This window comes from Methylobacterium indicum (assembly GCF_001043895.1).
GTDB lineage: Bacteria > Pseudomonadota > Alphaproteobacteria > Rhizobiales > Beijerinckiaceae > Methylobacterium > Methylobacterium indicum.
In genome coordinates, this window is record NZ_JTHF01000138.1 from 20,647 (window position 1) to 32,047 (window position 11,401).

Genomic DNA, 11,401 nt, shown 5'->3' on the forward strand with positions numbered 1-11,401 from the left:
CGGCCGCGCCGAGGTAAAGTCTCACAGGAACGAACTCGGAGAACCGGGATGACGCTGTCGCGTCGCTCCCTCCTGGCCGGAGCGGCCGTGCTGGCGGCCTCCGCCAGGGCCCGCGCCGCCGCGGAGGTCGAGGTCGTGGTGATCGGTGCCGGGGCCGCCGGCCTCGCCGCGGCGGCGGCGATCCGCCGGGGCGGCCACGGCGTCGTGGTGCTGGAAGCGCGGACGCGTCTCGGCGGGCGGGCCTTCACCGAGACCGCCCTGGGAGCGGGGCGGAGCTTCGATGCCGGAGCGCAATACGTCCACTGGGCCGAGCGCAACCCCTGGCGGGAGATCGTGCGGGCATCGGGCGTGCGGACGAGCGGCGACGCCACGGGACCCTGGCCGGTCCTGATCAAGGACGGGGTGCGCGCGAGCGAGGACGAGCGCCGCCAGCGCCGGGCGGGGTTCGGCCGGGTGAGCGGCCTCCTCGATCATCCGGCCGGGCCGGACCGCTCGGTGGCGCAGGCCGTGGCGGGGGAGGACGAGGCGGTGCGGGGAGCCGCGACCGGGCTCACCCGCCTCACCCTCGGCGAGGAGCCGGACCGGGTGTCGTCCGCCGATTACGACCAGCTCTGGTCCGGTGACGACATCTGGGTCGACGGCTACGGTGCCCTCGTCGCCCGTCACTACGCCGAGCTGCCGTTACGCCTCGGTACGCCCGTAACCGGGATCGATTGGCGCGGCCCGGGCGTGGCGGTCGAGACGCCGGGCGGTACCCTGCGGGCGGCCTGCGCGATCGTGACCGTGCCGGTCGGCGTGCTGGCGGCGGGCAGCGTGCGCTTCACCCCCGACCTGCCGGCTTCGACCGCCGCGGCCGTGGCGGGGCTGGGGATGGGCGCCTACACCAAGATCGGCCTCGCCCTCGACCCGGCCAAGGCGAAGGACCTTCGCGACGCCGTGATCCTGACCAGCGGCACGCCGGGCTTCACCGCCTATCTGGAGATGCGGCCCTTCGACAGGCCGCTGGCGGTGCTGCATTGCGGCGGCGACGGCGCCCGCGCCCTGTGCGAGGCCGGCGAGGCGGCGGCCGTCGCAGCGGCGGGCGACCATCTGGCGAGCGTGTTCGGGGCCGGAATCCGCGGCGCCGTGTCGGGCGGGCGGCTCGCTGCGTGGTGGACCGACCCGTTCAGCCGGGGCAGCTACTCCATCGCGCGGCCCGGGCGGCTTGCCGCCCGCGAGGCCCTGCGGATCCCGCTCGTCGAGCGGGTGTTCTTCGCGGGCGAGGCTGCGGCGGGCGGGGGCGCGATGACGGTGGGCGGCGCGACGCTCGACGGCGAGCGGGCGGCACGCGCCGTGCTGGCGCGGCTCGGCTCGTGACGCTCAGTGCAGCGTCTGCCGGGGCCCGTCGGCCGGCCGGCGCTCCCAGGCCTGGACCAGGCTGCCGGCGACGCCCCCGTCGCACAGCAGGGTGCTGAGGTCGCAGAAGGCGCGCTCGCTCACCGCGAAGTCGGTCGCGGTCTCGAAATCGTCCGGCTCGTCGTCGGTCGAGGCGGTGAAGCGGTCGAAGGCCGCCGACATCTCCGCGAAGGCGAAGGCCACCGGCATGGTGCGGAACACCGTGATGCCGTCCGCCTCGACGTCGCCGGTATCGAGGTCGCGCATGCGCACGACGTAGCCGTCGGCGTGCTCGGCGATCTCGTAGCGCCAGTGGCGGCCTTCGCAGGCCGCAAGGATCGTCGCGCCCATCACCTGCGCCCTCCATGTCGGTCGAGGAGCGAATGCGGGGGCGGCCCGGAGGGTTCCGGTGCGCCCGGGTCGCGGAGGGCGCAGGGGATGGCTATCGCGTGCGTGCACCGACCTCGTAGGCCGCCCGGCCGCTGACGCGCAGCGAGGTGCCGTTGCCGAGATCGATGAAGCCGGGGGCGGCCCCGCTCCGCACGGCCTGAGGCGCCTCGCGGCAGTGCGGCCGGTCGGGCAGGCGCACGCCGGGCGGTGCGTCCTGCGGGCACAGGCGGGCCGGGCGGACGCCGCGCTCGCCCGCGACGGCGGGCAGCGCGACGGCGGCCGGAACGAGAACGGCCAGGGCGAGGATGGCGGAGGAACGTGCGGTCACGGCGGGGCGGCTCGGCGAGGGGTCGGCCCCAGGATAGCCTTTCGCCCCGCGCGCGGCGAGCCGTGCGGCGGCCGCCCGATCACCGTCGTCCCCGGCCCATATCGGCCGGGGTGACCGTGACGGTGACGGCCCGCCCGTCGCGCTCGACCTGGAGCGCGACGCTGCGGCCGACGCCGCTCGCTTCCAGCGCCGCGGTCAGGTCGGCCAGCCGCCGCACCGGGCGGCCGTTCACCCCCATGATGATGTCGCCGAGTTCCCCGCTCGCCGAATCGACGCCCTGGAGGCCGGCCTGGGCGGCGGGCGATCCCGGCAGGACCCGCACCACCACGATGCCGTCGATGCCGAGCCGCGCCGCCGCGTCCTCGCTCGCCGCCACGATGCCGATGCCCGGGCTCGGGGTGCGGCCGGTGCGGATCAGGTTCGGTACCACCCGGTTGACCACGTCGACCGGAATGGCGAAGCCGATGCCGGCGCTGGCGCCCGAGGGCGAGAAGATCGCGGTGTTGACGCCGATCAGGCGCCCGGCGGAATCGAGCAGCGGGCCGCCGGAATTGCCCGGGTTGATCGCCGCGTCGGTCTGGATCACGCCCGACAGCTCGCGGCCCTCCGCGGTCGGCAGCCGGCGCTGGAGGGCGCTGACCACGCCGGTCGTCAGGGTGTGGTCGAGGCCGAACGGGTTGCCGATCGCGTAGGTGAACTGCCCGACCTTCAGGTCGCCGGAGGTGCCGATGGCGATCGGCGGCGGGCTGGCGGTGACGCGCCCGAGCTTCAGCACCGCGAGGTCGTAGTTCGGATCGGTGCCGGCGAGCGTCGCGGGGACGACCTCGCCGGTGGAGAGCCGGACCTGGATGTCGCCGCCGCCCTGGATGACGTGGTTGTTGGTCACGATGTGGCCGGCCGCGTCCCAGACGAAGCCGGAGCCGGTCTGCTCGCCCCCGCCCTGCCGGCGCTCGCCGGTCTCGGGATCGAACGAGACCGCCCCCTGCTGCGCCCGGGCGAAGACGTAGACCACCGAGGGCGCGGCGCGCTCGAACAGGGCCACCGTCGAGGCCTCGGCCTGCGAGAGGTCGCCCCGCGCCGTCACCGCCCGCGGCGCGTCGGCGGAGAAGAGCAGGCTCGTGACGTAGGGCTGCGCCACGAACAGGGCGAGCAGCAGCAGGGCCGCCGTGACGGCGATCCGCAGGAAACGATCGGGCACCGGTTTCGTCACTCCGTGGGACAGGCTGCGGTGGAGGGGACGGCGATGGAACACGCGGCCGGGGACGGACCCGCGGGAGCGCGGCCCGCCTCCCGGCCTGCCCTTCGGGAACTGGGCCGGCCCGGCGCCACGTCAATCTCCGGGCCGGCGACGGTTTTCGCCTCGGCAAAGATCCTGGGCCGGCTCACCAGGGCGACCAGGGTGTAGGAGATGATCATCAGGAGGAACCACGAGCCGAACTTCTGCGGCGACACCGCGGCCCAGCCGGCGGCCTGATGCGGGTAGATCCAGCCCCGCGTCGCCGTGCCGATGTTCTCGGCAAACCAGATGAACAGGGTGACGAGGAGGAGGCCCAGCAGCAGCGGCATCCGTCGGTGGACCCGCCAGACCTTGAAGTGGATCACCGCGGGTCCGAACAGGAGGGCGGCGGCCGCGAACAGGCCGAGGCGCAGGTCCGCCACGACGTGCTGGGTGAAGAAGTTCGCGTAGATCGCCAGCGACAGGACCGCGAGGGCCCAGAGCGGCGGGTGGCGGGTGAAGCGGAAATCGAACAGGCGCCAGACCCGGGCGAGGTAGGAGCCGACGCTGCCGTACAGGAAGCCGGTGAAGAGCGGCACGCCCGCGAGGCGCAGCAGGCTCGGCTCGGGATAGACCCAGGAGCCGACCTTCGTCTTGAACAGCTCCATGGCGGTACCGACGACGTGGAAGACCAGGATCACCTTGGCCTCCTCCCAGGTCTCGAGGCGGAAGGCCAGCATCGCGACCTGGATCGCGACCGCCGCGAGCGTCAGGACGTCGTAGCGGGCGAGCGGCGCGCCCGCCGGATAGACGAGGTGGGTGAGGATCAGGAGCCCGCACAACGCCCCGCCGAACAGGCAGGCCCAGCCCTGCTTCACGCCGAAGCGCACGAACTCGTAGAGGCCGGCCGCCGCCTTGCCGCGCGCCTGCGCCCATTCCCCCAGACCCGCCTCCCGGGCGGACAGGCGCGCGAGCGGCGCCCAGAGCCGCGCGGCACTGTCGGGCGGCATCGCGTCACCGCCAAGTGGCGCTGCGGCACGAGCAAGTGGCGCTTCGGCACGAGCAGGTGGCGCTGCGGCCGAAGGACCCGGCAAGGTTGCAGGCATGGGGCGGGGTCTCTAGGCTTGAGGCCTCCCCCATACGAAAGGTCCGGAATGCTCCGCAAGCCGTCGCTGTCGCCTCGCCGTCTCGCCTCCGTCGCCGCCATCACCCTCGCGCTCGCCACCCTCGCGAACGCCGCCGAGGCCTCGCCCCGCCAGAACCGGGCGGAGGCCTGCAGCCGCGCCCGCAGCGACGGCGAGCGCGAGGGACTCGGCTGCTGGCGGCTGCGGCACGAGGCCGGCCGCGGCCAGCGCATCCATGGCGGCGCGGCGGTGGCGGACTTCTACGCCACCGTCCCGGCGGAGCGGGAATCCGCCGACGCGAAGGCCGACCAGCGCCGCCGGGACTGGGCGCGGGCGAGGGCCCGCGGGACGATGGCAGGGAGTGAGTGAAGGCCCCTGAGACACGCAATGCGGCGCTTTCCGCGTCGATTTTCCGTTGATGGACCAACGGTCTGACATCCTGCGCGTCATCCTGGGGCCGCGAAGCGGAACCCGGGATCCATAATCGCTACCGATACTGGGTGAAGCGGAACCCTGTTCGCCTCGTTTGGATATGTTGGCGGTTATGGATCCCGGGTTCTCGCTGCGCGAGCCCCAGGATGACGCGGAGGGCGTGAGACAGGTCGTGGCTCGTCTGTCATGGCACCCGATCGATCTCAAAAGCCGGCCAGCGTCGAATACAGATCGCTCCAGCCTGGATTGAAATCCTCGACCAGCTTGAGCTTCCAGTCCCGACGCCACCGCTTCAAGTCCTTCTCGCGTGCGATCGCCTCGTTGATGCTCTCGTAGGTCTCGTACCAGACCAACCGCGCAACATCGTATCGTGCCGTGAAACCGCCTAAAACCTTCGTCTGGTGCTCGAAGACCCGTCGGGCAAGGTTGTTCGTGACACCGATATACAGGGTCCCGTGAGGCCGGCTGGCCATCATGTACACGAAAGACGCCATCCCATCGGCCTCTCTGCGCGACGATCCGGGATTCGGCAGGATCGTACATGATCGACACTGACAGTGACATCCCTCTACGTCATCCCGGGGCCGCGAAGCGGAACCCGGGATCCATAACCGCTGACAATGCTGGACTGGGCGGAACACAGGTCGCTTCGTTCCGAACCGTTGGCGATGATGGATCCCGGAAACACCCAAGACGCGCCCCACGGTGACGTTGCGAGTGTGATGTCGTCCGGGGACCACACCAGCCACGCACTGCGTGAGTCGATCCGGTCCCCCGACGGAACCGTCATGAGCCCCACCGAAACCACCCGGCTCCCGTTCCTCACGCCCGTCGCCGAACTGACGACGGCTTTCGCGGTGATCGGCGCGACGGGCCGCCAAGACCGCCCTCGAGACGCGCCGACCGCGCCGCGCCTCCGACCTTCCACCCATTGGCCGCCGCAGCGCCGGCCCCTATAAGTTGGCGACAAGGAACGCCAGCAACGAGAGCCGCAGGCCGATGACCCGCATCCCGGATTTCTCGGAAATCGCCTTCGCGCCGTCCGCGGCGGCCAGCGCCGCCGCGTCGGCCGCCGAGCCGTGGATGACCCCCGAGGGCATCCCGGTGAAGGGAGCTTACGGTCCGCAGGACCGGGAGGGCCTGAACCTCGCCGGCTCCTATCCGGGCGTCGCGCCGTTCCTGCGCGGCCCCTACCCGACCATGTATGCGAGCCAGCCCTGGACGATCCGGCAATATGCCGGCTTCTCCACGGCCGAGGATTCGAACGCCTTCTACCGCCGCAACCTCGCGGCCGGGCAGAAGGGCCTGTCGGTCGCCTTCGACCTCGCGACCCATCGCGGCTACGATTCCGACCACCCGCGGGTCTCGGGAGATGTCGGCATGGCGGGCGTCGCGATCGATTCGATCTACGACATGCGGACGCTCTTCTCGGGGATTCCCCTCGACGAGATGACCGTGTCGATGACGATGAACGGCGCGGTGCTGCCGGTGCTGGCCCTCTACATCGTCGCGGCCGAGGAGCAGGGCGTGCCGCCGGCAAAGCTCGCCGGCACGATCCAGAACGACATCCTCAAGGAGTTCATGGTCCGCAACACCTACATCTACCCGCCGGCCGGGTCGATGCGGATCATCTCGGACATCTTCGCCTACACCTCGGCCAACATGCCGAAGTTCAACTCGATCTCGATCTCCGGCTACCACATGCAGGAGGCCGGGGCGACGCAGGACCTCGAGCTCGCCTACACGCTGGCCGACGGCGTCGAGTACATCCGCGCCGGCCTGGCGGCGGGGCTCGACATCGACAAGTTCGCCCCGCGCCTGTCGTTCTTCTGGGCGATCGGGATGAACTTCTTCATGGAGGTGGCCAAGATGCGGGCGGCGCGCCTGCTCTGGGCCTCCATGGTCAAGGATTTTTCTCCGAAATCCGACAAGTCGCTGGCGCTCCGCACCCACTCGCAGACGAGCGGATGGTCGCTGACGGCGCAGGACGTGTTCAACAACGTCACCCGCACCTGCGTCGAGGCGATGGCGGCGACGCAAGGGGGCACCCAGTCGCTGCACACCAACGCGCTCGACGAGGCGCTGGCGCTCCCCACCGACTTCTCGGCCCGCATCGCCCGCAACACCCAGCTCTTCCTGCAGCAGGAGAGCGGCACGACCCGGATCATCGATCCGTGGGGCGGTTCCTACTACGTCGAGCGGCTGACCCAGGACCTCGTCGCGCGGGCCTCCGCCCATATCCGCGAGGTCGAGGCGCTCGGGGGCATGGCGAAGGCGATCGAGGCCGGCATCCCGAAGCTGCGCATCGAGGAAGCGGCGGCCCGCACCCAGGCCCGGATCGATTCGGGCCAGCAGGTCATCGTCGGCGTCAACCGCTACAAGCCCGACGGCGACCGGGCGATCGACCTCCTGCGGGTCGACAACGGCAACGTCCGCACGCTCCAGATCGACAAGCTCAAGCGCCTGCGCGGGGAGCGCGACGCGCAGGCGGTGGAGGCGCGGCTCGCGGCGCTGACGGAAGCCGCCAAGGGCAGCGGCAACCTTCTGGCGCTCGCCGTCGAGGCGGCGCGGGCGAAGGCCACGGTCGGCGAGATCTCGGAGGCCCTGGAGCGGGCCTGGGGCCGGCACCGGGCCGAGATCCGGGCGATCTCGGGCGTCTACAAGCGGGAGATGGGCGGCATGTCGGCGGCGGTCGAGCGGGTGCGCGGGCTGGTCGAGGCCTTCGAGGAATCGGACGGGCGCCGTCCCCGCATCCTCGTCGCCAAGATGGGCCAGGACGGGCACGACCGCGGCCAGAAGGTCATCGCGTCCGCCTTCGCGGATCTCGGCTTCGACGTCGATATCGGGCCGCTCTTCGCCACTCCCGAGGAAGCCGCGCGCCAGGCGGTGGAGAACGACGTCCACATCGTCGGCGTCTCGTCGCTCGCCGCCGGCCACCTGACGCTCGTGCCGGAACTCAAGCGGGCGCTCGACGAGGCCGGCCGGCCCGACGTGATGATCGTCGTCGGCGGCGTGATCCCGCCGGGCGACTTCGCGGCGCTCCGCCAGGCCGGCGCCTCGGCGATCTTCCCGCCCGGCACCGTCATCGCGGAAGCGGCGGCGGAGCTCATCGCCGAGCTGAACGGCCGCCTCGGCTACGCCCCGCGCGCGGCCGCCGAGTAGCCGCGCGCAAGCCGTGACCCGGCGAACGGCCGGGTCTTAAACGAGCCACGTCCCGGCGGACGGCCGGGTCCCAGACAGGCGATGTCCCGGCTGACAGCCGGGTCTTAAACGAGCAATGTCCCGGCGAACGGCCGGGTCTCAAAACGGTCACGGTTTCGGCGCCAAGGGCGGGTCCCACCCGCCAAGGCCCGATTCGTCCTCCGTGTTCGCCGACGCTCCCTCCCTTCCCGGTCCCGCCTCCGCGCCCCGGCAGGCGCTGAACCTGCGCTGGCTCGCCGGCAGCCTGCTCACCGGCGTCGCCGGCGCCGGCCTGATCGGCCTCGCGCTCTCGCTCGCCACCGTCGACGGCATCGTGCCTGTGCCGCCGGAGCGGGCGCTGCCGCCCCATGGCGACGGCGGGACGGGCGACGTCGCCCACAAGGGCGACCGGCTGGTGCGCGACGAGATGATCGTGGCGGCCAAGACCGCCTTCAAGGCACCGATGAGCGAGCGCGCCGGCGAGCGCGAGGTGATCCGGGTCCATTCCTACGTCCAGATCGCCACCGAGCTGCCGCTGCGCGCCCCCGACGTCGCGGTGCCGCCCTTCGATCCCCTGCGCAGCGCCCGCATCGAGGCGCCGCCGGCCCAGGAGGGGGATTCCGACCCGGCCGAGACCGCCGTGACCCTGATGCGCAGCCCGCTCGCCGAAGCGCCGATCGAGGGTGACGCGCCGGCCCTCTCGGAGGCGGAGGTCGACGCGATGGTGGCCGAGACCCAGACCCTCGCCGGAGGCGCATTGCCGGCCTTCCCGGCGGAGGGCCTGCTCTCCCGGGCGCTGCGCCCGGCGGCCGTCCCCGACGAGGCCGGGCCGGAGGCGCGGTTCCGCAACATCGAGGTGCGGATCCTGCCCGAGAACCTGACCGAGATCGCCGAGACGGCGACCGCCGGGGAAGAGGCCGGGCCGCGCCTGTTCGAGGAGCGCGACCTCGTGCTCGCCAAGGACCAGAGCCTCGCCGACCTGCTCAAGCGCAACGGCGCCGGGCCGGCGCAGCTCGCCGCCCTGATGGCGACCCTGAGCGAGCGCGCCCGGACCGACCTGTCCGAAGGCCAGCACGTCCGCCTCCTCATCGCCCCCGAGAACAAGGGCGAGGACAGACCCGGCGACGGGCCGGCGCATCGCGGCATCGCCCGGGTCACGCTCTACGGCGAGGACGGCATCCAGGAGATCGTGGCGGCCAACGACCGCGGCGCCTTCGTCTCGGTGGCCCCGCCCCGCCCGGGCAATACCGCGCAGGACGACGACGAATCCGGCGTCACCCTCTACGAGAGCCTCTACGGTACCGCGCTCAAGAACGGCGTGCCGCGCCCGATCATTGAGGAGATGGTCATGGCGCTCGCCACCTCCACCGACCTCCAGCAGCGCACCAATGCGGGCGACAGGGCCGAGCTGTTCTTCACCGAGGACGAGGATGCCCGGCCCGAACTGCTCTATGTCGGCCTTCGCGTCCACGACGAGATCTACGGCCTCTACCGCTACCGGGTGCCCGGCACGTCCGAGGTCGACTACCTCGACCCGAACGGCCGCTCGAGCCAGAAATTCCTGATGCGCCGTCCGGTGGCCGAGGGGCGGATCTCGTCGCCCTTCGGCATGCGCCTGCACCCGATCCTCGGCTATGCCCGGCCGCATAACGGCGTCGACTGGGCGGCGACCCGCGGCACCCCGATCATGGCGACCGGCGACGGCACCATCGTGTCGGCCGGCGCCCGCTCCGGCTACGGCAACCGGGTCGAGATCCAGCACGCCAACGGCTACACCACCGCCTACAACCACATGGCCCGGATCGCCCGCGGCATCGCGCCGGGCGCCCGGGTGCGCCTCGGCCAGGTCATCGGCGCGGTCGGCACCACCGGCCTCTCGACCGGCCCGCACGTCCACTACGAGGTCGCGATCAACGGCCGCTTCGTCGACCCGATGAAGATCCGCCTGCCGAGCGCCCGGGAGCTGACCGGCCCGAGCCTCGCCGCCTTCCGCCAGGCCGAGGAGCAGATCGACGCCCTGCGCCAGAAGCACGGCGGCAAGACGGTGGCGGAGCGGACGTGAGGCGCGTCAGTCGAGTGCCGCGAGCGCGACGCTGAGCGCCGCGAGCCCGTCCGCCCGCGGCCGCAGGATCGCATCCCGGGGCAGTTCCGCCACGTCCCGGTAGCCCCCTGACGCCGGTTCGCGATGGACGCTCGCCGTCCGCTCCTGCGCGTCGATCACCCAGTATTCCCGCACCCCGTGCCGCGCGTAGAGCGCCGCCTTGCGGCCCCGATCGTAGGCGGGGCTGGAGGCCGCCACCTCGATCACCAGCAGGATCTCGGAGCCCGGGATGGTGCAGAACCCCTCGGGCGAGGCGCTGCGGGCGCTCACCGGCGCGAGCAGAAGATCCGGCTCCAGCAACAGGGTCGGCCGAAGCTGGAGCGTGCTCTCGATGCCGAGATAGATCGTGTCCGGGAGCGCCGGGACGAGACGGCGCATCAGCGCGTTCTTCACGACGTCATGCGCGAAGCCCTTCGCCGCCCTCTCGACCAACTCGCCGTCCAGGAGTTCGATCCGCTCGTCCTCGCGCAGGATCCCGGATTCCAGCATCAGCGGTAGGTCGCCGGCCGTGAAGCGGCGGGGGAGCGGGCTGTCGGGCGCGACGGGGATGGTCAAACGCTGCTCGCGGCGTGAAACGATCCCGCCGCACTATCAGGCCCGCCCCGCGAAGGCACGCGATCCACGGTTGACCGCGCCCCGCTCGCGCATCCGTCAATTGACAGACACAGCCGGCCGCCGCGAAGTTGTTATCGCTAAAAGGTGCGAGACAACGCCCCACGCGGCGCTCGACGCGGCCGCCCCATCCCCACGGCGCCCGGCGCCGGACAACCGAACGGAAGCGCCCATGATACGCCTGACCGTGAACGGCGCCGTGCGCGAGGTCGAGGCCGAGCCCGACACGCCGCTGCTCTGGGTGATCCGCGAGCAGGTCGGCCTCACCGGCACCAAGTACGGCTGCGGCATCGCGCAATGCGGTGCCTGCACGGTCCATATCGACGGGCAGGCGGTGCGCTCCTGCTCGCTGCCGGTCTCGGGCGTCGAGCCCGGCCAGAAGATCGTCACCATCGAGGGCCTGAGCCCCGACCGCTCGCATCCGGTGCAGAAGGCCTGGGCCGCGCTCGACGTGCCGCAATGCGGCTTCTGCCAGTCCGGCATGATCATGGCGGCCGCCGCCCTGCTGGCGCAGACCCCGAAACCCAGCGAGGCCGAGATCCGCCAGGAGATCACCAACATCTGCCGGTGCGGCACCTACAACCGGGTGCTCGCCGGCATCACCCTCGCCGCCGAGGGCGGCGAGACCGGCCGCGGCTAAAGGA

At 72.0% G+C, this 11,401-nt stretch carries 11 protein-coding genes; 5 read left to right on the forward strand and 6 right to left on the reverse strand.

Going from position 1 to position 11,401, the window contains the following annotated elements:
* Positions 1 to 48: 48 nt before the first annotated feature.
* The gene (locus QR78_RS16870; protein ID WP_048428713.1) at positions 49 to 1,356 is read left to right on the forward strand and encodes a flavin monoamine oxidase family protein; all 1,308 of its coding nucleotides are present in this window, start codon (positions 49 to 51) and stop codon (positions 1,354 to 1,356) included.
* A gap of 3 nt (positions 1,357 to 1,359) precedes the next feature.
* Here the strand turns inward: QR78_RS16870 and QR78_RS16875 are convergent, their stop codons facing one another.
* From QR78_RS16875 to QR78_RS16890, 4 genes are all read right to left on the reverse strand, one after another.
* Positions 1,360 to 1,725 carry a hypothetical protein gene (locus QR78_RS16875; protein WP_048428714.1) on the reverse strand — a complete coding sequence of 122 codons (366 nt, stop codon included), beginning with the start codon at positions 1,723 to 1,725 and terminating at the stop codon, positions 1,360 to 1,362.
* Positions 1,726 to 1,816: 91 nt separating this feature from the next.
* Positions 1,817 to 2,092, reverse strand: coding sequence for a hypothetical protein (locus QR78_RS16880; protein ID WP_048428715.1), 276 nt, complete (start codon positions 2,090 to 2,092; stop codon positions 1,817 to 1,819).
* Positions 2,093 to 2,171: 79 nt separating this feature from the next.
* Positions 2,172 to 3,290: a S1C family serine protease gene (locus QR78_RS16885; protein WP_048428716.1), complete on the reverse strand. Its 1,119-nt coding sequence runs from the start codon at positions 3,288 to 3,290 to the stop codon at positions 2,172 to 2,174.
* Between the two features lie 8 nt (positions 3,291 to 3,298).
* On the reverse strand, positions 3,299 to 4,318 hold the full coding sequence (locus QR78_RS16890; protein WP_082171628.1) for a DUF817 domain-containing protein: 1,020 nt from the start codon (positions 4,316 to 4,318) through the stop codon (positions 3,299 to 3,301).
* Between the two features lie 144 nt (positions 4,319 to 4,462).
* Between QR78_RS16890 and QR78_RS16895 the strand changes: the two genes are divergently transcribed.
* On the forward strand, positions 4,463 to 4,801 hold the full coding sequence (locus QR78_RS16895) for a hypothetical protein (protein WP_048428717.1): 339 nt from the start codon (positions 4,463 to 4,465) through the stop codon (positions 4,799 to 4,801).
* A gap of 266 nt (positions 4,802 to 5,067) precedes the next feature.
* Here the strand turns inward: QR78_RS16895 and QR78_RS16900 are convergent, their stop codons facing one another.
* Positions 5,068 to 5,358, reverse strand: a complete 291-nt coding sequence (locus QR78_RS16900; RefSeq protein ID WP_048428718.1) for a GIY-YIG nuclease family protein — start codon at positions 5,356 to 5,358, stop codon at positions 5,068 to 5,070.
* Positions 5,359 to 5,863: 505 nt separating this feature from the next.
* Here QR78_RS16900 and scpA point away from each other — a divergent pair.
* Both scpA and QR78_RS16915 read left to right on the forward strand, forming a co-directional pair.
* A complete protein-coding gene (scpA, locus tag QR78_RS16910) occupies positions 5,864 to 8,026 on the forward strand; it encodes a methylmalonyl-CoA mutase (protein WP_048428720.1) in 2,163 nt (720 codons plus the stop codon).
* Positions 8,027 to 8,228: 202 nt separating this feature from the next.
* The gene (locus QR78_RS16915; protein WP_048428721.1) at positions 8,229 to 10,106 is read left to right on the forward strand and encodes a M23 family metallopeptidase; all 1,878 of its coding nucleotides are present in this window, start codon (positions 8,229 to 8,231) and stop codon (positions 10,104 to 10,106) included.
* A gap of 6 nt (positions 10,107 to 10,112) precedes the next feature.
* On the opposite strand, the gene QR78_RS16920 is transcribed toward QR78_RS16915, so the two are convergent.
* The gene (locus tag QR78_RS16920) at positions 10,113 to 10,700 is read right to left on the reverse strand and encodes a Uma2 family endonuclease (RefSeq protein WP_048428722.1); all 588 of its coding nucleotides are present in this window, start codon (positions 10,698 to 10,700) and stop codon (positions 10,113 to 10,115) included.
* 229 nt (positions 10,701 to 10,929) lie between these two features.
* Here QR78_RS16920 and QR78_RS16925 point away from each other — a divergent pair, with 229 nt between their 5' ends.
* The gene (locus tag QR78_RS16925) at positions 10,930 to 11,397 is read left to right on the forward strand and encodes a (2Fe-2S)-binding protein (protein WP_048428723.1); all 468 of its coding nucleotides are present in this window, start codon (positions 10,930 to 10,932) and stop codon (positions 11,395 to 11,397) included.
* The last annotated feature ends 4 nt before the right edge of the window (positions 11,398 to 11,401 follow it).

Excerpts from the sequence above, each read along its gene's own strand:
- scpA (WP_048428720.1), top strand. The coding sequence starts at position 5,864 with ATGACCCGCATCCCGGATTTCTCGGAAATCGCCTTCGCGCCGTCCGCG.
- QR78_RS16890 (WP_082171628.1), bottom strand. The coding sequence starts at position 4,318 with ATGCCGCCCGACAGTGCCGCGCGGCTCTGGGCGCCGCTCGCGCGCCTG.
- QR78_RS16900 (WP_048428718.1), bottom strand. The coding sequence starts at position 5,358 with ATGGCGTCTTTCGTGTACATGATGGCCAGCCGGCCTCACGGGACCCTG.
- QR78_RS16895 (WP_048428717.1), top strand. The coding sequence starts at position 4,463 with ATGCTCCGCAAGCCGTCGCTGTCGCCTCGCCGTCTCGCCTCCGTCGCC.
- QR78_RS16925 (WP_048428723.1), top strand. The coding sequence starts at position 10,930 with ATGATACGCCTGACCGTGAACGGCGCCGTGCGCGAGGTCGAGGCCGAG.
- QR78_RS16875 (WP_048428714.1), bottom strand. The coding sequence starts at position 1,725 with ATGGGCGCGACGATCCTTGCGGCCTGCGAAGGCCGCCACTGGCGCTAC.
- QR78_RS16870 (WP_048428713.1), top strand. The coding sequence starts at position 49 with ATGACGCTGTCGCGTCGCTCCCTCCTGGCCGGAGCGGCCGTGCTGGCG.